This is a genomic window from Rhodovulum sp. BSW8, from assembly GCF_003314725.1.
Taxonomy (GTDB): Bacteria; Pseudomonadota; Alphaproteobacteria; order Rhodobacterales; family Rhodobacteraceae; genus Rhodovulum; species Rhodovulum visakhapatnamense.
On sequence record NZ_QNVX01000005.1, the window covers coordinates 36025 to 54828 of the forward strand.

Sequence of the window (18804 nt, forward strand, 5' to 3'; positions counted from 1 at the left end):
CATGGCGATGCAGTCGGTGCCCGCAAGGGGCCAGAACCCGGTCGCGGGCATTCTCTGGATGCTGGTGACCGGGGTGTGTTTTGTGGCGGTGACCGCGCTGGTGAAGCTCTCGGGGCAGGGCATCCCGGCGGCGCAATCGGCCTTTCTGCGCTATGTGCTTGGGCTTGTCTTCCTGCTGCCGGTGCTGGGGCGGCTTATGCGCCTGCGGATGGACCGGGGCCGGATGATGCTGTACGGCGGGCGCGGTCTGGCCCACGCGCTGGGCGTGATCTGCTGGTTCTTCGCGATGACCCGGATCCCGGTCGCCGAGGTCACGGCGATGAACTACCTCAACCCGATCTACGTCACCCTGGGCGCCGCGCTTCTGTTCGGCGAGCGGCTGGCGGCGCGGCGCATTCTGGCCATTGCCGCCGCCTTTCTGGGGGTGCTGGTGATCCTGCGCCCGGGCTTTCGCGAAATCTCGGACGGTCATGTCGCGATGCTGTTCACGGCCGTCCTTTTCGGCATCTCCTATCTGACCGCCAAGCTGCTGAGCGAACGCGACGATGCGGTGGTGGTGGTGGCGATGATGTCGATTGCGGTGACCGTCGTGCTGGCACCGGTCGCGCTGGCGGTCTGGGTCACACCGCGCTGGGATCAGGTGGCGGGGCTGTTCCTGGTCGCCCTTTTCGCCACCGCCGGACATTACACCATGACCCGTGCCTTCCGCGCCGCGCCGCTGACCGTGACCCAGCCGATCACCTTCCTGCAACTGGTCTGGGCCACGCTGGTGGGCTGGCTGGCCTTCGGCGAGGCGGTCGATGGCTGGGTGCTGCTGGGCGGGGGCATGATCATCGGATCGGTCGTCTTCATCACCTGGCGCGAGGCGGTCCATAAACGGCGCGCGGTGACGCCGCCGACCCATCTGCCGGAAACGTAGCGTCAGCCGGGCTTGAGCGGACTGGCCGCCGCGCTAGCGTCAGATCCATGAAAGACGATTGCGCATTGGGCCAGAGAACCGGCCTTCCCGAGACGTTGAGGGTATTGCTGGCGGATTATCCGCGCGATCTCTGGGACAGCACCGTGCCCCTCGATGGGGTGACCCGCTTCTGGCTGGACCGGCATATCATGTTTCGGTCGCTTCTGGCGCAGATGGAAGACGTGGCCCGCCGCCTTTGCGACGGCGAAGCACCGCCCGAGCATGTGGTCCGCGCCATCCGGCGCCAGGCCGCGATCCTGCTCAGCGAACTTTACGGCCATCACAAGATCGAGGATCTGCATTATTTCCCTCAGCTTGCGTTGCTCGAGCCACGGCTGGGCGCGGGCTTCGAGATCCTCGATGCCGATCATCACGCGCTCGAAGAGCATCTCGACGATCTGGCGACAGCGGTGGGCGGGCTGGTCCAGGCAGCGCCCGAGGTGCAGCACGACGCGGCCGGGCGGCTTCGGGTGCGGCTCGACCGATTCGGCGGGGTCCTCGACCGCCACCTGTTCGACGAGGAAGAAATCGTCGTGCCGATCCTTCTGCGGCACGGTGAGGGGCTTGTCGGCTGAGCCGCGCCTTTGATCGGTGTCAAGGACGGCGCCGGTCCCCGGCTCCTAGGCTTCGTTTCAGGTATGGGAGCACAGGAGGGGGCCATGACCCACACGCCGCACGAGCTTGCCGCGGATTTTCCCGACAAGGCGCGTCTGATCGAGGCGCTGAAGGACAGCGACGCCCATTTCGCGCGCCTCTTTCAGGAATATCACGAGATCAACGGCGCGGTGCACCGGGCCGAGACCGATGTCGAGCCCACCGACGACCTGCACCTGACCGAGATGCGCAAGACGCGGATGCATCTGAAGGACGAACTGGTCCGCATCCTCAACCACGCCTCGGCCTGAGGCCGCAGCCTCAGTCGGCGACCTCGTAGGGAAGCAGGCCGCGCCGATTGGCGTCGACCGTCAGCCGCCGTTCCAGCGGCGGCACGGCGCGCTGGTGGCAGTCGCGGCGTTCGCAGATCCGGCACGAGATCCCGATGGGTTCGTAGGCGGCGGAATTTCCGGTATCGAGATCGTCGGCATAGACCAGCTGGTCGGCATGGCGCACCTCGCAGCCCAGGCTGATGGCATAGCGCCGGACCGGGGCACGCCAGGCGCCGCCGGGTTTCGATACGTCGCGGGCCAGCGACACATAGCGCAGCCCGTCCGGCGTCTCGGCCAGCTGGCGCAGGAACCGCCCCGGCGTCTCGAAGGCGCGATGCACGTTCCAGAGCGGGCAGGCGCCCCCGAACCGCGCGAATTGCAACCGCGTGGTCGAGTGGCGCTTGGTGATCGTGCCGGCCTGATCGACCCGCACGAAGAAGAAGGGCAGCCCCTTGGCGCCGGGGCGCTGCAGGGTCGAGAGCCTGTGGGCCACCTGCTCGATCGACGCACCGAAGCGGTCGGCCAGCAGTTCCAGGTCATGGCGGGTCTCCTGCGCCGCCTCGAGGAAGCGGTTATAGGGCAGCAGCGCCGCGCCCGCGAAATAGTTTGCCATGCCGATCCGGGCGATGGCCCGCGCCGCCGGGCTTTGGAACCGGGCGAGGTCCAGCGTGGCTTCCAGCAGTTGAGATTGTGTCAGAAGCGCAATTTGGTGCAATAACTGAAACCGCCGGGTCGGGCCGCGCAGATGGCTGGACAGGGTCAGCGTCCGGCTGCCTTCGTCATAGGCGCGAAGTCCTGGGATATCTTTTAATATCAGAGATATGCCTTGGGACTCCAATGCCGACAAGGCGCGCTGTTCGGGGTCGGGGCCGCTTTCCGGCCCGCGCGCGAAACGTTCCGCTGCCCGGTCCACCGCGTCGATGTAATTGTCGCAATAGTGAAAGAAGTCGCGCACCTCTTCCCACGGGGACGGTCCCAGGGTCGCATCTTCGCGCCCCAGCGCCTCGTCCAGCGAGGCGAGCCGTTCATGGCTTTGGCGATAGGCGCGGTGCAGTTCCAGAAAGGCGCGGGCCAGCGCCGGGGCGTTCGAGGCGGCGAGCCGGAGATCGGCCAGCGGCGGGGCCAGATCGCTGAAGACCGGGTCGGCCAGCGCCTCGCGCATGTCGCTGACCAGGCGTTCGGCATCGCCTTCGGACAGCTCTGTCACATCGAAACCGAATTCCGAGGCCAGCGCCAGCAGAACCGAGGACGAGACCGGACGGTTGTTGTTTTCCATCTGGTTCAGATAGGGCAGCGAGATCCCCAGCCGGGCCGCGAAATCCTTCTGGGTCAGCCCCAGCCGCGTCCGTGTCTCGCGCAGCTTGACGCCTGCATAGAGTTTGCGTGTCGCCATGGCGGCCCTCGCTTTGCGGATTTGCCACCTCTCGTGGTAGCTTTTGCAAAGCGGCCGCGCAAGCCGGGGCTCAAATCGGGGCTCAGCCTTTCGGCATCGACGCGATGGGGCCTTCGCGGCTGTCGATCCAGCGCACGTAAAGCACCGCGAGGACCGCGGCCGCCGAGGTTGCGGCCATGATGATCAGCAGCGGCCAGGCCCCGGTGCCGGGCTTCAGCAGCGCGCCCGCCAGCGCCGATAGCGCCGCGCCGCCGCCGATCATGATCGCCCCGCCCAGCCCGCTGGCCGTACCCGCCAGGTGCGGGCGCACCGACAGCGTCCCGGCAATGGCGTTGGGCAGCACCATGCCATTGCCAAGCCCCACCAGCGACATCGCTCCGAAGAAGGCCATCGGGTGCAGCAATCCAAGGCCGAACAGCGCCATCGAGAGCGCCGGTGCGACCAGCCCGATCAGCGTGCCCCAGAAGATCATGCCGTTGATGCCCACCCGGACCGAATAGCGCCCCGACAGGTAGTTACCCCCCATGTAGCCGACCGCCACGATCCCGAAATAAAGGCCCAGCGTCGACGGCGAGAGCCCGAAGACATGGCTGCCCACGAAGGGCGCGCCGCCGAGATAGGCAAAGAAGGCGCCCGACGCAAAAGCGGCGGTCAGCGCATAGCCCCAGAACCGGCGCGAGCGCACCAGTTCCGGATACTGGCGGAACTGGCCCAGCAGGCTGACATCCTGCGGTGCCGCGGTCTCGCCCAGATCGGCCCAGACCAGCGCCAGCACGCCGATCCCGGCCACGACCAGGGCTGCGAAGGTCGATTGCCAGCCCCAGATCTCGTCCAGCACGCCGCCGATGGTCGGGCCGATCATCGGCACCAGCGCCATGCCCATGGTGACATAGCCGATCATCGAGGCCGCCTGGCTGTCGGCCACCATGTCGCGGACCACCGCCCGGCTCAGCACCATGCCGGTGACGATCACTGCCTGAGCCATGCGGAAGGCCATGAAGACCTCGACCGACGGGGCCAGCATGCAACCCAGCGTGGCGACCAGGAAAAGCGCGGTCGAGATCAGCAGGACCGGCCGCCGCCCGTAGCGGTCCGAGATCGGCCCGATCATCAGCTGCAGCACCGCGTTCACCGCCAGATAGGCCGCGACCGACAGCTGCATCACACCATAGTCGGTGCCGAAATGCGCGGCCATCTGCGGCAGCGACGGCAGGAAGATGTTCATGGTCAGGGCCGGCAGGCCGGCCAGCAGGACCAGGGTCAACACATGCGGCGGTGTGGTGCGGTCCAGAAAACGGACTTTGGGCTGCGGCATCATGACTTCCGGGTAGGGGGCAAAGCGGCTCTTGTCCAGCGGGATCGGCTAGGACCAGCGGTGGAAGATGAAGAACGCGCCAAGCCCGATGAAGACGAAGCCAAGCGCATGATTCCAATGCAGCTCTTCGCCGAGATAGAGCACAGAGAAGCCGCAGAAAACGGTCAGGGTGATGACCTCCTGAAGCGTCTTCAGCTGGGCCGCCGAGAAATGCCCGTGGCCGATCCGGTTCGCGGGGACCTGCAGCAGGTATTCGAAGAAGGCGATGCCCCAGCTGGCGACGATCACCACGGCCAGCGGCGCCGCCTTGAACTTGAGATGCCCGTACCAGGCGAAGGTCATGAAGATGTTGGACAGGACGAGAAGGCCGATCGTGACGACGGGCACCGGCAGGGCGGGCATGAGGGGGCTCCGGAGGGTGGGCAGCGCCTTTGGCGATATGGCATGACAGGGCGATCTGTCCATGATATTTGCCAATTTGCAATATGCATCACAGCTGCGGAAAATAGTTTGCAAATTTACCGTTTAACACTTTGATGAAGCTGACCACATGGCTAGGTTGCCGAAAATTTCCGTAAGGGGCATCGCCGATGAAAGATATCCTCAACGAACTCGAGCGCCGCCGCAGCATCGCTCGCCTGGGCGGCGGCGAGCGGCGGATCGAAAGCCAGCACGCCAAGGGCAAGCTGACGGCGCGCGAGCGGATCGAACTGCTGCTGGACGAGGGCTCGTTCGAGGAATTCGACATGTTTGTCGCCCATCGCTGCACCGATTTCGGGATGGAGGAAAGCCGTCCCTATGGCGACGGCGTCGTCACCGGCTGGGGCACGGTCAACGGCCGCATGGTCTATGTCTTCAGCCAGGATTTCACCGTCTTCGGCGGGTCGCTGTCCGAAACCCACGCCCAGAAAATCTGCAAGATCATGGACATGGCCGTGCAGAACGGCGCGCCGGTGATCGGGCTGAACGATTCGGGCGGCGCCCGCATCCAAGAAGGCGTGGCCTCGCTCGCGGGCTATGCCGAGGTGTTCCAGCGCAATATCGAGGCCTCGGGCGTGGTGCCGCAGATCTCGGTCATCATGGGCCCCTGCGCAGGCGGCGCGGTCTACAGCCCGGCCATGACCGACTTCATCTTCATGGTGCGCGATTCGTCCTACATGTTTGTGACGGGACCCGATGTGGTGAAGACCGTCACCAACGAGGTCGTCACCGCCGAGGAACTGGGCGGCGCCTCGACCCATACCAAGAAATCCTCGGTCGCCGACGGCGCCTTCGAGAACGATGTCGAGGCGCTTTACCAGGTGCGCCGGCTGGTCGATTTCCTGCCGCTGAACAACCGCGAGAAGCCGCCGGTGCGGCCCTTCTTCGACGAGCCCGGCCGGGTCGATGCCAGCCTCGACACGCTGATCCCCGACAATCCGAACACGCCTTACGACATGAAGGAACTGATCCTGAAGGTCGCGGACGAGGGCGATTTCTACGAGATCCAGGCCGATTTCGCCAAGAACATCATCACCGGCTTCGTCCGGCTCGAAGGCCAGACGGTCGGCGTCGTCGCGAACCAGCCGATGGTGCTGGCGGGCTGCCTCGACATCGACAGCTCGCGCAAGGCGGCGCGTTTCGTCCGCTTCTGCGACTGCTTCGAGATCCCGATCCTGACCTTCGTCGACGTGCCGGGCTTCCTGCCGGGGACGGGCCAGGAATATGGCGGGGTCATCAAGCACGGCGCCAAGTTGCTGTTCGCCTATGGCGAGGCGACGGTGCCGAAGGTGACGGTCATCACCCGCAAGGCCTATGGCGGCGCCTATGACGTGATGTCCTCGAAACACCTGCGGGGCGACTTCAACTACGCCTGGCCCACGGCCGAGATCGCGGTGATGGGCGCCAAGGGCGCGACCGAGATCCTCTACCGGTCCGAACTGGGCGACGCCGACAAGATCGCGCGGCGCACCAAGGATTACGAGGACCGCTTTGCCAACCCCTTCGTGGCGGCCGAACGCGGCTTCATCGACGAGGTGATCCAGCCCCGCTCGACCCGCCGCCGGGTCTGCCGCGCCTTTGCCTCGCTTCGGGGCAAGCGCCGCGAGACGGCCTGGAAGAAGCACGACAACATTCCGCTTTAGGCCGGACGAATGGCGATGCGGGGCTGGCACATGCTGCGGGAGGAGGGCGCGCTGACGATGGCGCGGCAGCTTCCCGTGCGCTTCGACCTTTGCGCGAGCGCGGCTTTCCCGCCCGCCCGCAAGGGCCGGCTGGCCTTGCAGATCCGTCAGGATCTGTGGCGCATGCTGCAGGATCTGCGTGGGTTCTCGCCGGTCATACGGGTCGAGGAGGAGGGGCAGGGGCTGCGGGTAAGCGCCGGAGGTCGCGCCGCAGCCCCTTTCCCGCGTCTCGATTGCGAGGCCCGGATCGCCGCCTTGCTGACCAGCCCCGTCCACCGGGCGCGCTGGCTTGCCCGGGCGCGGATCGAAGGCCTGGCATGATGGCGGCCGGGCGCGCGTTCCTTCTGGCGGCGGCGGTGCTGGTGCTGGGCGGCACCGGCACGGTGGTCGATGTGCCGTCGGGCCAGTCGGTGACCCATCTCGACACCGTCACCGGCGAACCCGGACCGGCCGGGCTGACCGTGCGGTTCCGGTTTCTTGCCCCGGAGATCGGGCGCGAGGGGGGCATGCTGACGCCCGAAGAGGCGCAGGGTGACATGGACTATCTGTGCGAGCATTTCGCGCTGTCGCGTCTGTCCGAGGCGGGCCCGGAACCGGCGCAGATCGTCATCACGCTGATGGACCGCCCGGTGCCCTTCGGGCAATCGGACCCCGAGGCCACCCAGTTCTTCGAGGCCTATCGCCCCGAGGCGGGGCATTGCATCTGGGAAGGGTTCTGAGCCTATGCCGTATTTCGCCTGTCTTGCCCTTGCGGTGAGCGGCCCTGCGCTGTTCCCGCCACAACTGCCGCGTGTCGCCGGGGCGGCATGTGCAAAGCCGGAAGTTTGGTCTATCCTCCCCGAAGGTCGCCTGCGGGCGGCCTTCCATAAGTCAGGTGACGGGTTCCAGCCCGCGCCGAAACCAGACGGGAGTGTCCCATGTCCAAATGCGTCAAGACCCTTTTCGCCCTTTCGCTCGTCGCCTTCGTTGCGGCCTGTGCCCAGAAGGAAGAAGTGGTCTATGTCGAACCGGTTCAGCCCGAACCGACCTATAACAAGTACTGATCGGGGCGAGGGGCGGGCGCAGCCCGCCCCGGCTTCGCCGCGCCCCGGTCCCCACGGAGGCGCGCCATGCTGAAACACCGGGGATTCCCCTCCCGCCTGCCCGGGACGGACTTCCAGTTCACGATCCGCCGCGCGAACAAGGACGGGGCGTCCCGTCTGATCGCGCGCGAACGCTTCGCCGATCGGCGCCCGGCCGACCGCCGGGCCGATGCGGGCTTTCTTGCCGCGCTCATCGAGCAGTTCGGCGACGAGCCGTTCGAACGTGGCAATCTCGATGCCGGACGACTGTCCTGGCTGCTGGGCCGCGAGGTGGTGCCGGCGGAAGAGCCGTTCGATCCCGAAAGCTACGAGGCGCTGCTGCGCGTCGATCTCGACCGCGCCATGGCGGCCTTCCCCGAGATCTTCGAGGGGCAATGATGCGCACGAATCTGCCCAACGCATTTCGGGATCGGCGGGAAATTGCTCAAACCCGCTCTCCCCTGCGTTGTGCTCTTTTCTTTTGTTCCGGTTCCGGTGACAGTGATACCCGGCAGGTTGGCGATTTACCCCTAGCGCAATCTGCTTATTTCTACCGTTACCCTTCCCCAACCCCCAGGCCTGACCCAATTTTCCGGGTCAGGCCGACCCTCCCCGTGATCCGTTCCGACTGGCGCCTTGCGCGGCCGATTGTTCCTGTCCAGGGCAACAGTCCTGCGCATTTTCGTTTCGCCGGGCGCCTCTTGCCGGTATCTTGCGCGCGCAACAACAAGATCCGTGGAGGCGGAGTAGAATGCCCAGTCCAAAGTTTCTCGTGCTGCTGGCCGCAGCAGGCATGCTGGCCGGATGCAACATGTCCAATGACAGCCAGCGCGCTGTCGCGGGCGGCCTCGGCGGCGCGCTCATCGCGGATGTGCTCGATACCAACGTTGCGGCCGGTGCCGCGATCGGCGCGCTTGGCGGGGCCATGTGCGACGACGCGGGCGTGTGCCGCTGATCTGAACCGGCGGGCCGCTGGCCCGTCGGCATGCGAGTCTGTGAGGGTCATCGGGGCGGCGCGCCCCGGTGGCCCTTTGCTTTGTAAGCGCCGGGGCGGGCTCGTCCGGGCGGAACGCTGGAAGGGACAGAGATGTTCGACAAGATCCTGATCGCGAACCGGGGGGAGATCGCCTGCCGGGTCATCAAGACCGCCCGCAAGATGGGCATCAAGACGGTGGCGGTCTATTCCGACGCCGACCGTCATGCGCTGCATGTGCAGATGGCCGACGAGGCGATCCATATCGGTCCCCCGCCCGCGAACCAGTCCTACATCGTGATCGACAAGATCATGGCCGCGATCAGGGAAAGCGGCGCCCAGGCGGTGCATCCGGGCTATGGCTTCCTGTCCGAGAACCGGCTGTTCGCCGAGGCGCTTGAGAAGGCCGGGGTCGCCTTCATCGGCCCGCCCGCCAGTGCCATCGAGGCGATGGGCGACAAGATCACCTCGAAGAAGCTCGCGGCCGAGGCGGGCGTCTCGACGGTGCCGGGCTACATGGGCCTGATCGAGGATGCCGACGAGGCCGTCAGGATCAGCCAGCAGATCGGCTATCCGGTGATGATCAAGGCCTCCGCGGGCGGCGGCGGCAAGGGCATGCGGATCGCCTGGAACGACCAGGAGGCGCGCGAGGGCTTCCAGGCCTCGAAGAACGAGGCGGCCAACAGCTTCGGCGACGACCGGATCTTCATCGAGAAATTCGTCACCCAGCCCCGCCATATCGAGATCCAGGTGCTGGCCGACAAGCATGGCAACTGCGTCTATCTGCATGAACGCGAATGCTCGATCCAGCGCCGCAACCAGAAGGTCATCGAAGAGGCGCCCTCGCCCTTCCTCGACGAGGCGACCCGCAAGGCCATGGGCGAGCAGGCGGTCGCGCTGGCGCGCGCCGTGGGCTATTGCAGCGCGGGCACCGTCGAGTTCATCGTCGATGGCGACAGGAACTTCTATTTCCTCGAGATGAACACCCGTCTGCAGGTGGAACATCCGGTGACCGAGTTGATCACCGGCATCGACCTGGTCGAGCAGATGATCAATGTCGCGGCCGGAAAGACGCTGCCCTTCGCGCAGAAGGATCTGAAGATCAACGGCTGGGCCATGGAAAGCCGGCTTTACGCCGAGGACCCGTACCGCAACTTCCTGCCCTCGATCGGGCGGCTGACCCGCTACCGGCCGCCGGCGGAATCCTCCCATGACGCGGCGGTGGTGCGCAACGATACCGGCGTCTACGAGGGCGGCGAGATCTCGATGTACTACGACCCGATGATCGCCAAGCTCTGCACCTGGGCGCCGACCCGGGCGCAGGCCATCGACGAGATGCGCACCGCGCTCGACGCCTTCGAGGTCGAGGGGATCGGGCACAACCTGCCGTTCCTCTCGGCGGTGATGGACCATCCCAAGTTCTGCGCGGGCGACATCACGACCGCCTTCATCGCCGAGGAATATCCCGACGGCTTTGCAGGCGTGACCCTGCCCGAACCCGAGTTGCGCAAGGTGGCCGCCGCCGCCGCTGCAATGTTCCGCGTGGTCGAGATCCGGCGTGCCCGCATCTCGGGGCGGATGGACAATCACGAACGCACCGTGGGCGGCGACTGGGTCGTGGTGGCGCAGGGCGAACGCTTCCCGCTGACGGTGGCGGCCGACCACGAGGGCGCGACGATCCAGTTCCAGGGGGGCGATCATCACCGGGTCACCTCGGACTGGCGCCCCGGCCAGCCGCTGGCGGTTCTGCATATCGACGGCGAGCCCCTGGTGCTGAAGGTCGGGCCCACGTCGCATGGCTTTGTGGTCCGCCACCGCGGCGCCGAGATCAAGGCGCAGGTCTTCACGCCCCGTCAGGCGGAACTGGCCGCACTGATGCCCGAAAAGCTGCCGCCGGATACCTCGAAGTTCCTGCTTTGCCCGATGCCCGGTCTGATCGTGACCATCGATGTCGAGGAGGGCCAGGAGGTTCAGGAGGGCCAGGCGCTGTGCGTCGTCGAGGCGATGAAGATGCAGAACACGCTGCGCGCCGAGAAGAAGGGCATCGTTTCCAGGATCAACGCCGGTCCGGGGCAGAGCCTCGCCGTCGACGAAGTGATCATGGAATTCGAATGATCTCTGTGGCCGCCATCGACGCCCGGATCTGGCAGGCGATCGTTGCCGGGGCCTTCGTGGCCATCGGCTGGATCGTGAACGGCTGGCAGAACCGGCGGGTGGCGGCCGCGCTTCGGGCCGAACGGACGCGGGACGTGCACCGGGCGCTTTATGCCGAAATCGCGTCCTGTCTGGCCAATCTTGACAGCCCCGAGGCCCTGGCCGCCTATCGCGACGCGATGGCGGCGCGGATGCGGGACGATCCGGGTTTCGTGCCGCTGATCCCGCGCGAAAGGAACGATACCGTCTTCCGGGCTCTGGTGGCCGAAATCCATATCCTGCCGCGCGTGACCATCGACCCGGTCGTCTCCTACTACAGCCAGCTTTTCGCCATCGAGGCGATGACCGCTGACATGCGCGGCGAGCGGTTTCGCGCGCTCGAGCCCGAGCGGCGGATCGCGATGTACGAGGATTATATCGCGCTGAAGGTGCAGGCCTTCCATGATGGCCATTTCGCGCTGCGGATGATCGATGCCTATGCTACGGACGGCCGGAACGGAGCCATGGAGGAAGAGGCCCGTATCACAAGGGAAATTTCGGCCGGGTTCGACACGGCAGGCGCCGCCGCCAGAGCGGCGTCGCGGATCAGTAGCCCGGGCGCGGTCCGGTCCGGCCGGTCACCGGAATAGGGGTGTTGCGTGGACTTGCCATCTAACATCTCCGTTGAGAGCCTGCCAAGGATAGGCGAGCGCGCGCCCTTGCGCAAGCGCAGGGCTCATCAGCGCCGGTCGCGGATCTCCTGCTGGCGCAGCGGGATCTTGTCGATCGAGCGGGAAATCTCGCGCACGTTCCAGGGCAGGGGCTTGCGGAACTTCACGCCGCCATCCTTGCCGATCAGCACCAGCATGAAGCCGCGCGGGCGCAGTTTCGTGCGCAGCTCGGTCTGGGCCTCGGGGTCGGTATCGGCGATCACCACCACATCGCGTTCGGCGAGCTCGTCGATGCGGTCGGTCAGAAGCTGCATCTGGGTCCGGTATTGCGGATCGGCCGGGCTGTCGGCGAAGACCACCACCGGCCGTGCCATCCAGTGGAAATCTGACAGCCGGACGCCTGCGGCATCCAGTACCACGCTGCGGTCGGCTTCCCAGCGCGCCAGCGGCTCGGGTTCGCTGACCGCATCGGCGGTGCCCGCCAGCGGAACCAGCGCGGCCCATGCCAAGATCGTCAGGTATTTTTTCATGAGCCCTCCTGTCGGCCCAGATATAGGTGCAGGCGGGCGGAAAGCGAAGTCTGAACCCGCGCCCGGCGCGGGCCAAGCAGAAGAAGGACAGATCCGATGACGGACAAGACCACACGCTGGGCCGCGATGGCCGAAAAGGAACTGCGCGGCAAGCCGCTCGACAGCCTGACCTGGGAGACCCCCGAGGGGATTGCCGTCAAGCCGCTTTACACCGAGGCCGATACCGAGGGGCTGGCGCATATGGGCTCGGTTCCTGGCGAGGCGCCGTTCACGCGCGGGCCCAAGGCCACGATGTATACCGGCCGCCCCTGGACGATCCGGCAATATGCAGGCTTCTCGACGGCCGAGGAATCGAACGCCTTCTACCGCAAGGCGCTGGCCGCGGGTCAGCAGGGCGTGTCCGTCGCCTTCGACCTTGCGACCCACCGCGGCTATGACAGCGACCACCCGCGCGTGGTCGGCGATGTCGGCAAGGCGGGCGTCGCCATCGACAGCGTCGAGGACATGAAGATCCTGTTCGACGGCATCCCGCTGGGCGAGATTTCGGTCTCGATGACGATGAACGGCGCGGTGATCCCGATCCTCGCGAACTTCATCGTCGCGGGCGAGGAGCAGGGCGTCGAGCGCAAGCAGCTTTCCGGGACCATCCAGAACGACATCCTGAAAGAGTTCATGGTCCGGAACACCTATATCTATCCGCCCGAACCCTCGATGCGGATCATCGCGGATATCATCGAGTTCACCTCGACCGACATGCCGCGCTTCAACTCGATCTCGATCTCGGGCTATCACATGCAGGAGGCGGGCGCGAACCTGGTGCAGGAGCTTGCCTTCACGCTGGCCGACGGCAAGGAATACGTGAAGACGGCGCTGGCGCGCGGGCTCGATGTCGATGCCTTCGCCGGGCGGCTGTCCTTCTTCTTCGCCATCGGCACCAATTTCTTCATGGAAATCGCCAAGCTGCGCGCGGCGCGGTTCCTGTGGCACCGGATCATGTCCGAGTTCGGACCGAAGAACCCCAAATCCCTGATGCTGCGCACCCACTGCCAGACCTCGGGCGTCAGCCTCGCCGAGCAGGACCCCTATAACAACGTGGTCCGCACCGCCTATGAGGCGATGAGCGCGGTTCTGGGCGGCACCCAGTCGCTGCATACCAACGCCTTCGACGAGGCGATCGCCCTGCCGACCGAGTTCTCGGCCCGGATCGCGCGGAACACCCAGCTGATCCTGCAGAACGAGACCAAGGTCACCAAGGTCGTCGATCCGCTGGCGGGGTCCTATTATGTCGAGAAGCTGACCGCGGATCTGGCCGATGCCGCCTGGGCGATCATCGAGGAAATCGACGAGATGGGCGGCATGACCAAGGCGGTGGCCACGGGCATGCCCAAGCTTCGGATCGAGGAGGCCGCCGCGCGCTGGCAGGCCCGTGTCGACCGCGGCGAAGAGGTGATCGTGGGCGTGAACAAGTTCCGCCTAGCGAAGGAAGACGAGATCGACATTCTCGATGTCGACAACATGAAGGTGCGCGACAGCCAGATCGCCCGGATCGAGAAGATCCGTGCCACCCGCGATCCGGCGGCCTGCACGGCGGCGCTCGAGGCGCTGGAACAGGCGGCGGCCAGCGGCGAGGGGAACCTGCTGCGGCTGGCGGTCGAGGCGGCGCGGGCGCGCGCCACGGTGGGAGAAATCAGCATGGCGATGGAAAAGGTGTTCGGGAGACACCGCGCCGAGGTCAAGACGCTGTCGGGCGTCTATGGCGCGGCTTACGAGGGCGACGAGGGCTTTGCCGCGATCCAGAAATCGGTCGAGGACTTCGCCGAGGAAGAAGGGCGGCGGCCGCGGATGCTGGTCGTGAAGATGGGGCAGGACGGGCATGACCGCGGTGCCAAGGTGATCGCGACGGCCTTTGCCGATATCGGCTTCGACGTCGATGTGGGCACGCTGTTCCAGACCCCCGAAGAGGCAGCAAGGGACGCCATCGACAACGACGTCCACGTGATCGGGATCTCGTCGCTGGCGGCAGGCCACAAGACCCTGGCGCCGAAGCTGATCGAGGCGCTGAAGGCACAGGGGGCCGAAGACATCATCGTCATCTGCGGCGGCGTCATCCCGCATCAGGATTACGAGTTCCTGCAGAATGCCGGCGTCAAGGCGATCTTCGGCCCGGGGACCAACATCCCGGCCGCGGCGAACGACATCCTGCGGCTGATCCGCGAAGCCCGCGCCTGATCCGGACGGCCGCGCCGGTTCGCGCGGAGCGCGGTAATCTTGCAAGACCGGCCCCGTCGCCTTTCGCGGCGGGGCCGGTGTGTTTCGCGGCGCACGGTCCTGCCGACGGGTGGGCCGGTGCTGTGCTGCCGGTGGGGGGGCGCGGCAAGGCCGCGCGTTGCGCCGAGGCGGGGAATCTTCTATCCAAAAGGTGGATTCACCAACGCCCGGACAGGTAGACCCATGTCTCTCAACGCCGTGCGCCCCTGGCGCAGCATCGACCGTCGCAAGTCCCGTCAGATCCATGTCGGTCCCGTGGCCGTCGGTGGCGACGCCCCGATCTCGGTCCAGACCATGACCAACACGGTCACGACCGATGTGAAGGGAACCCTTGGCCAGATCCTGCGGGCGGCCGAGGCGGGCGCGGATATCGTGCGTGTTTCGGTGCCCGACGAGGACTCGTCGCGCGCGCTGAAGGAGATCGTCGCCGAAAGCCCGGTGCCGATCGTGGCCGACATCCATTTCCACTACAAGCGCGGCATCGAGGCCGCCGAGGCGGGTGCTGCCTGCCTGCGGATCAATCCCGGCAATATCGGCGACGAAAAGCGCGTCAAGGAGGTCATCAAGGCCGCCCGCGACCATGGCTGTTCGATGCGGATCGGGGTGAATGCCGGGTCGCTGGAAAAGCACCTGCTCGAGAAATACGGCGAACCCTGCCCGGAGGCGATGGTCGAGTCGGCGCTCGAACATATCCGGATCCTCGAGGATAACGACTTCTTCGAGTTCAAGATCTCGGTGAAGGCCTCCGACGTGTTCCTGGCCGCGGCCGCCTATCAGGGCATTGCCGAAGTGACCGAGGCGCCGATCCATCTGGGGATCACCGAGGCGGGCGGCTTCGTGCCGGGCACCATCAAGTCGGCGATCGGGCTTGGCAATCTGCTCTGGATGGGGATTGGCGACACGCTGCGGGTGTCGCTCTCGGCCGATCCGGTCGAGGAGATCAAGGTCGGCTACGAGATCCTCAAGGCGCTGGGGCTGCGGCACCGGGGCGTCAACATCATCTCCTGCCCGTCCTGCGCGCGACAGGGCTTCGACGTGATCAAGACCGTCGAGGCGCTGGAGAAGCGGCTTGAACATATCAAGACGCCGATGAGCCTTTCGATCATCGGGTGTGTCGTCAACGGGCCGGGTGAGGCGCTGATGACCGATGTCGGCTTTACCGGTGGCGGCAACGGCAACGGGATGGTCTATCTGGCGGGCAAGCAGGACCACCGGATCTCGAACGAGGCGATGATCGAGCATATCGTCGAGGAGGTCGAGAAGAAGGCCGCCGAGATCGACGCGGCACGGGCCGCGTCCGAGGCGGAAGCGGCGGAATAGGGCGTTCGGTCGCCGCTGGGGGCCAAAATTCTTCGGCGAAGAATTTTGCGCGGGACCCGGCACGTATATGAGAAGGCCTTGGCATAACATCCCAGGAAAGTTCGCGAACTTTCCTGGGGTGCTTTTTCTGTGGGCTCAGTCGGCGCGGACGTCCGCGACCAGTTGCTTCATACCGTCCAGCGGGACGTAGCCGCGGATCATCTGGTCTCCGAGGATGAAGGTCGGGGTTCCCGAGATCTGCAGCCGTTGCGCCAGCGCGTGGTTCTCGGCGATGACCTTCTCCACCTCGGGCGCCTTCATCCGCTCGAGAACCGCCGTTGCGTCAAGACCGTTCTCCTCGGCCAGCCGTTTCAGCGAGTCGTCGGTGACATTGCCGCGGAAGGTGATCAGCGCGTCATGAACCTTGGCATAGGCCGCGTCGCCCGCGACCTGCTGGACCGCGATGGCAAAGCGCGAGGACAGGACCGACTGGTCGCCGAGGATCGGAAATTCCTTCACCACGAAGCGGATGTTTCCGTCGCCCTCGATCAGCTGCGTCACTTCCGAATAGGCCTTCCGGCAATAGGTGCAGCGGTAGTCGGTGAACTCGACCAGGGTCACGTCGCCCTCGGGATTGCCGCCGACCCAGGAAAAGCCGTCCTCGAAGATGTCCTTGGCATTGACCTTGACCAGGGTCTCGTCGTTCTGCGCCTGGGCGTCGGCCTGACGCTGTTCGAGCACGCCGATGGCCTCCATCAGCACCTCGGGATTGTCCATCAGATAGGACCGCACCTCGGCGCGGAACGCCTCGCGGTCGGCGGCGCTCATGTCGGTCAGATCGAACGCCTGGGCGGGGGCGGCGAGGGGAGCGGCGAGGCCAAGGGCCATCAGCGCGGCGGCGGTCATGCGGGTCATCGGCTCTCTCCGTTCGTGGTGACGCGGGTCGGTCCCTCTTCGACCACATCCCGGGCGCCGGGCCAATGGGCAAATGCGGGCGCCGAGGTCACTTCTTGCGGCGCATTGCCTCGACCATCCGCGACAGCGCGACGGCGGGCACGTCGCCCCGGACGAGCGTGCGGTTCAGCACCTGGGCCGGGGCCGGCCCCAGATCGAGCGCCTCGGCAAGCGCCTGCGTCCCGGCAAGCTTCGTCGCGATGTCCGGGGCGTCCATCCGGGCCGCAACGGCCGCCGGGTCAAGCCCCAGCGCTGCGGCGATCCGGTCGAGCGCGGCCCGGTCAAGCGGCCCTTTCGCCGCGAGAAGCCCGGCCTGAGCGGTGCCATAGGCGTCGGGCCCCGCAAGCCGAAGCACGGCCTGAGCGAACCGTGCGGCCCGCAGGGCCTCGGGATTCCCGGGATCGGGCGCGTCCTTGACCACGAGCCGCAGCCGCCCGTCCTCGGCAGCGGTTTCCAGCGCCGCGTCCAATGCCCGCGCGGCGCCCTCGGCGCGGTAGTCGACGAAGCTGACCAGCGTCACGTCGCCCTCGGGAGTGCCGCCGGTCCAGTCATCCGGTGCGTGAAAAAGCTCATCCGCATGGGCAGCAATCAGGTCAAGATCGCTGGTCACGTGGCGTTCCATCCGGCGCGCTTCGGCGCCCTCCAGCGCCTCGCGGATCACCTCGGGATGGTCCAGCAGATAGGCGCGCAGCTCGGCGCGGAAGGCGGCTCGTTCGTCGGCGGTCAGCCCGGCGAGGGCGGGCGATCCGGCGGCCAGAAGGATCAGGACGGCCAGCGCCTTCATTTGCGCGCGCTCCGTTCCGCGGCGGCGAGGATGTCGTCGGCCCGCAGCCAGCCCGGCGAGCCGCGCGGCAACAGCCCCTCGGCCCGGCGCGCATGGACGCCCGCCGTGTCCATCCGGCCCATGATCGCATAGCGTTCGGCGGTCGCGACCGAGGCCATGCCGTTATTGCCGGTGCGGGCATAGGCCACCGCCAGATCGCGCAGCATGCGCGGGTCGAACGGATCGCGGGCGCGGGCCTTCTCGAGCGCGTCGAGCGCCTGCCGGTTCTCGCCGGGGCGGTCGAGCGCCAGCAGCGCGCGCCCGTAGCCCGCGAGGATCAGGGGCTCGTTCGGGGCCATCCGGACGGCCCGGGCATAGGCCTGGGCGGCCGGGCCGAACTGACGGGATTCCAGCAGGATCTGGCCTTTCAGCTCCTGCACGAACGGGTCGCCGCCCTGGGCGGCCTCCAGCCGGGCAAGCTCGGCCATGGCCCGTTTCGCATCGGGCGTCCGGTGCCAGGCCACGGCGCGGCGCATCATGCCGATGGCGGTCTTGTCCTTTTCCGCCCGGCGCAGGGTATAGCGCGGGCTTTGCAGGAAGGCGCCCAGCTTGCCGCGCGCCCGGGCGAACCAGTAATCGGCCTCGGCATCGGGCTGGGCTGTGCCCTTGTAGGCGCTGGCATAGCCGCGCACGCTGCGCAGCCGGTCGGCATGCAGGGGATGGGTGCGGACATAGGGGTCCTGCCGGGTCTCGGACAGGGCCTCCTGACCGCGGAACATCTCAAGCACATCGACCATCGCCTGGGGCGAGATCCCGGCGCGGGCCATGTAGCGCGCCCCGGCCTGATCGGCCGAGGACTCTTCGGCCCGGGTATGGGCGAAAAGAAGCCGCTGCGCCGTCGAGGAACTGCCCATCGCCAGTCCCGCGGCGGCGTCGGCATTGCCGGTGGCCGCGACCGCCAGCGACATCAACAGCCCCATGCCGGCGGCGGACCCCGCGCCGCGGATGTTGGCAAGCCTGCGCGTGATATGGCCGTTCGCGATATGGGCCAGTTCGTGCGCGATCACCGCCTGCAACTCGCCCGCGCTTTCCAGCCGCAGCAGAAGCCCCGAATGGACCATGATGGTCTGGCCGTCCAGCACGAAGGCGTTGAGGCTCGAGTCCTGCAGCACCATCACGCGCACCCGCTGCGGGCTGAGCCCTGCGGCGACCGCCAGCGGCTGGGTCAGGCGTTTCAGCGCATATTCGATCTCCGCGTCGCGGATCAGCGATTGCGCCCGCGCGGCCATCGGCGCGAGCAGGACGATCAGCGCCAGGGCGAGGCCCGCCAGGCCGCGCGCCAGTCCTGTCATGGCTGCCATTGACCTCGCCCCTCTCGGCTGGAAGAAAGCCTGCAAC

At 66.7% G+C, this 18804-nt stretch carries 20 protein-coding genes; 13 read left to right on the forward strand and 7 right to left on the reverse strand.

The window, feature by feature from the left end; all coding sequences use genetic code 11:
• Position 1 precedes the first annotated feature (1 nt).
• From DSD19_RS02395 to DSD19_RS02405, 3 genes are all read left to right on the forward strand, one after another.
• Entirely contained in the window at positions 2–919 is a 918-nt protein-coding gene (locus DSD19_RS02395) for a DMT family transporter (RefSeq protein WP_113668404.1), read from the forward strand.
• 47 nt (positions 920–966) lie between these two features.
• The gene (locus tag DSD19_RS02400; RefSeq protein WP_113668405.1) at positions 967–1533 is read left to right on the forward strand and encodes a hemerythrin domain-containing protein; all 567 of its coding nucleotides are present in this window, start codon (positions 967–969) and stop codon (positions 1531–1533) included.
• A gap of 84 nt (positions 1534–1617) precedes the next feature.
• Positions 1618–1863 (forward strand): YdcH family protein, encoded by a 246-nt coding sequence (locus tag DSD19_RS02405; protein ID WP_113668406.1) that lies wholly within the window; start codon positions 1618–1620, stop codon positions 1861–1863.
• A gap of 10 nt (positions 1864–1873) precedes the next feature.
• On the opposite strand, the gene DSD19_RS02410 is transcribed toward DSD19_RS02405, so the two are convergent.
• The 3 genes from DSD19_RS02410 to DSD19_RS02420 all read right to left on the reverse strand — a co-directional run bounded on the left by DSD19_RS02410 (position 1874) and on the right by DSD19_RS02420 (position 4994).
• Entirely contained in the window at positions 1874–3277 is a 1404-nt protein-coding gene (locus DSD19_RS02410) for a short-chain fatty acyl-CoA regulator family protein (RefSeq protein ID WP_113668407.1), read from the reverse strand.
• Positions 3278–3359: 82 nt separating this feature from the next.
• Positions 3360–4595, reverse strand: a complete 1236-nt coding sequence (locus DSD19_RS02415; RefSeq protein WP_075785110.1) for a multidrug effflux MFS transporter — start codon at positions 4593–4595, stop codon at positions 3360–3362.
• A 45-nt stretch (positions 4596–4640) separates the two neighbouring features.
• Positions 4641–4994: a DMT family protein gene (locus DSD19_RS02420; protein WP_113668408.1), complete on the reverse strand. Its 354-nt coding sequence runs from the start codon at positions 4992–4994 to the stop codon at positions 4641–4643.
• A 188-nt stretch (positions 4995–5182) separates the two neighbouring features.
• Here DSD19_RS02420 and DSD19_RS02425 point away from each other — a divergent pair, with 188 nt between their 5' ends.
• From DSD19_RS02425 to DSD19_RS02455, 8 genes are all read left to right on the forward strand, one after another.
• The gene (locus DSD19_RS02425) at positions 5183–6715 is read left to right on the forward strand and encodes an acyl-CoA carboxylase subunit beta (RefSeq protein ID WP_075785112.1); all 1533 of its coding nucleotides are present in this window, start codon (positions 5183–5185) and stop codon (positions 6713–6715) included.
• Between the two features lie 9 nt (positions 6716–6724).
• Positions 6725–7075, forward strand: a complete 351-nt coding sequence (locus DSD19_RS02430; protein ID WP_113668409.1) for a hypothetical protein — start codon at positions 6725–6727, stop codon at positions 7073–7075.
• A complete protein-coding gene (locus tag DSD19_RS02435) occupies positions 7075–7473 on the forward strand; it encodes a DUF6497 family protein (protein ID WP_075785114.1) in 399 nt (132 codons plus the stop codon). The genes DSD19_RS02430 and DSD19_RS02435 overlap by 1 nt, the downstream gene beginning before the upstream one ends.
• A gap of 198 nt (positions 7474–7671) precedes the next feature.
• On the forward strand, positions 7672–7797 hold the full coding sequence (locus tag DSD19_RS22530) for a hypothetical protein (RefSeq protein ID WP_256359722.1): 126 nt from the start codon (positions 7672–7674) through the stop codon (positions 7795–7797).
• 66 nt (positions 7798–7863) lie between these two features.
• Positions 7864–8214, forward strand: a complete 351-nt coding sequence (locus tag DSD19_RS02440; protein ID WP_113668410.1) for a hypothetical protein — start codon at positions 7864–7866, stop codon at positions 8212–8214.
• A gap of 352 nt (positions 8215–8566) precedes the next feature.
• The gene (locus tag DSD19_RS02445; RefSeq protein ID WP_075785116.1) at positions 8567–8770 is read left to right on the forward strand and encodes a hypothetical protein; all 204 of its coding nucleotides are present in this window, start codon (positions 8567–8569) and stop codon (positions 8768–8770) included.
• A 132-nt stretch (positions 8771–8902) separates the two neighbouring features.
• On the forward strand, positions 8903–10903 hold the full coding sequence (locus DSD19_RS02450) for an acetyl/propionyl/methylcrotonyl-CoA carboxylase subunit alpha (protein WP_113668411.1): 2001 nt from the start codon (positions 8903–8905) through the stop codon (positions 10901–10903).
• Complete coding sequence (locus DSD19_RS02455; RefSeq protein WP_113668412.1) at positions 10900–11571, forward strand: hypothetical protein; 672 nt, start codon at positions 10900–10902, stop codon at positions 11569–11571. Before DSD19_RS02450 ends, DSD19_RS02455 begins: the two co-directional genes overlap by 4 nt.
• A gap of 89 nt (positions 11572–11660) precedes the next feature.
• Here DSD19_RS02455 and DSD19_RS02460 read toward each other — a convergent pair whose 3' ends face one another.
• Complete coding sequence (locus tag DSD19_RS02460) at positions 11661–12122, reverse strand: DUF4174 domain-containing protein (protein WP_113668413.1); 462 nt, start codon at positions 12120–12122, stop codon at positions 11661–11663.
• A gap of 96 nt (positions 12123–12218) precedes the next feature.
• On the opposite strand from DSD19_RS02460, the gene scpA reads away from it, so the two are divergent.
• Both scpA and ispG read left to right on the forward strand, forming a co-directional pair.
• On the forward strand, positions 12219–14351 hold the full coding sequence (scpA, locus tag DSD19_RS02465; protein ID WP_113668414.1) for a methylmalonyl-CoA mutase: 2133 nt from the start codon (positions 12219–12221) through the stop codon (positions 14349–14351).
• A gap of 222 nt (positions 14352–14573) precedes the next feature.
• On the forward strand, positions 14574–15710 hold the full coding sequence (gene ispG / locus DSD19_RS02470) for a flavodoxin-dependent (E)-4-hydroxy-3-methylbut-2-enyl-diphosphate synthase (protein WP_075785121.1): 1137 nt from the start codon (positions 14574–14576) through the stop codon (positions 15708–15710).
• 135 nt (positions 15711–15845) lie between these two features.
• Here the strand turns inward: ispG and DSD19_RS02475 are convergent, their stop codons facing one another.
• From DSD19_RS02475 to DSD19_RS02485, 3 genes are all read right to left on the reverse strand, one after another.
• Complete coding sequence (locus DSD19_RS02475) at positions 15846–16604, reverse strand: DsbA family protein (RefSeq protein ID WP_113668415.1); 759 nt, start codon at positions 16602–16604, stop codon at positions 15846–15848.
• An 88-nt stretch (positions 16605–16692) separates the two neighbouring features.
• Positions 16693–17427, reverse strand: coding sequence for a thioredoxin domain-containing protein (locus DSD19_RS02480; RefSeq protein ID WP_113668416.1), 735 nt, complete (start codon positions 17425–17427; stop codon positions 16693–16695).
• On the reverse strand, positions 17424–18758 hold the full coding sequence (locus DSD19_RS02485) for a M48 family metalloprotease (RefSeq protein ID WP_113668758.1): 1335 nt from the start codon (positions 18756–18758) through the stop codon (positions 17424–17426). The genes DSD19_RS02480 and DSD19_RS02485 overlap by 4 nt, the downstream gene beginning before the upstream one ends.
• Positions 18759–18804 lie beyond the last annotated feature (46 nt).

Excerpts from the sequence above, each read along its gene's own strand:
- DSD19_RS02445 (WP_075785116.1), top strand. The coding sequence starts at position 8,567 with ATGCCCAGTCCAAAGTTTCTCGTGCTGCTGGCCGCAGCAGGCATGCTG.
- DSD19_RS02395 (WP_113668404.1), top strand. The coding sequence starts at position 2 with ATGGCGATGCAGTCGGTGCCCGCAAGGGGCCAGAACCCGGTCGCGGGC.
- DSD19_RS02415 (WP_075785110.1), bottom strand. The coding sequence starts at position 4,595 with ATGATGCCGCAGCCCAAAGTCCGTTTTCTGGACCGCACCACACCGCCG.
- DSD19_RS02480 (WP_113668416.1), bottom strand. The coding sequence starts at position 17,427 with ATGAAGGCGCTGGCCGTCCTGATCCTTCTGGCCGCCGGATCGCCCGCC.
- DSD19_RS02430 (WP_113668409.1), top strand. The coding sequence starts at position 6,725 with ATGGCGATGCGGGGCTGGCACATGCTGCGGGAGGAGGGCGCGCTGACG.
- DSD19_RS02410 (WP_113668407.1), bottom strand. The coding sequence starts at position 3,277 with ATGGCGACACGCAAACTCTATGCAGGCGTCAAGCTGCGCGAGACACGG.
- ispG (WP_075785121.1), top strand. The coding sequence starts at position 14,574 with ATGTCTCTCAACGCCGTGCGCCCCTGGCGCAGCATCGACCGTCGCAAG.
- DSD19_RS02450 (WP_113668411.1), top strand. The coding sequence starts at position 8,903 with ATGTTCGACAAGATCCTGATCGCGAACCGGGGGGAGATCGCCTGCCGG.
- DSD19_RS02405 (WP_113668406.1), top strand. The coding sequence starts at position 1,618 with ATGACCCACACGCCGCACGAGCTTGCCGCGGATTTTCCCGACAAGGCG.
- DSD19_RS02400 (WP_113668405.1), top strand. The coding sequence starts at position 967 with ATGAAAGACGATTGCGCATTGGGCCAGAGAACCGGCCTTCCCGAGACG.
- DSD19_RS02460 (WP_113668413.1), bottom strand. The coding sequence starts at position 12,122 with ATGAAAAAATACCTGACGATCTTGGCATGGGCCGCGCTGGTTCCGCTG.
- DSD19_RS02420 (WP_113668408.1), bottom strand. The coding sequence starts at position 4,994 with ATGCCCGCCCTGCCGGTGCCCGTCGTCACGATCGGCCTTCTCGTCCTG.
- DSD19_RS02425 (WP_075785112.1), top strand. The coding sequence starts at position 5,183 with ATGAAAGATATCCTCAACGAACTCGAGCGCCGCCGCAGCATCGCTCGC.
- DSD19_RS02485 (WP_113668758.1), bottom strand. The coding sequence starts at position 18,758 with ATGACAGGACTGGCGCGCGGCCTGGCGGGCCTCGCCCTGGCGCTGATC.
- scpA (WP_113668414.1), top strand. The coding sequence starts at position 12,219 with ATGACGGACAAGACCACACGCTGGGCCGCGATGGCCGAAAAGGAACTG.
- DSD19_RS22530 (WP_256359722.1), top strand. The coding sequence starts at position 7,672 with ATGTCCAAATGCGTCAAGACCCTTTTCGCCCTTTCGCTCGTCGCCTTC.
- DSD19_RS02455 (WP_113668412.1), top strand. The coding sequence starts at position 10,900 with ATGATCTCTGTGGCCGCCATCGACGCCCGGATCTGGCAGGCGATCGTT.
- DSD19_RS02435 (WP_075785114.1), top strand. The coding sequence starts at position 7,075 with ATGGCGGCCGGGCGCGCGTTCCTTCTGGCGGCGGCGGTGCTGGTGCTG.
- DSD19_RS02475 (WP_113668415.1), bottom strand. The coding sequence starts at position 16,604 with ATGACCCGCATGACCGCCGCCGCGCTGATGGCCCTTGGCCTCGCCGCT.
- DSD19_RS02440 (WP_113668410.1), top strand. The coding sequence starts at position 7,864 with ATGCTGAAACACCGGGGATTCCCCTCCCGCCTGCCCGGGACGGACTTC.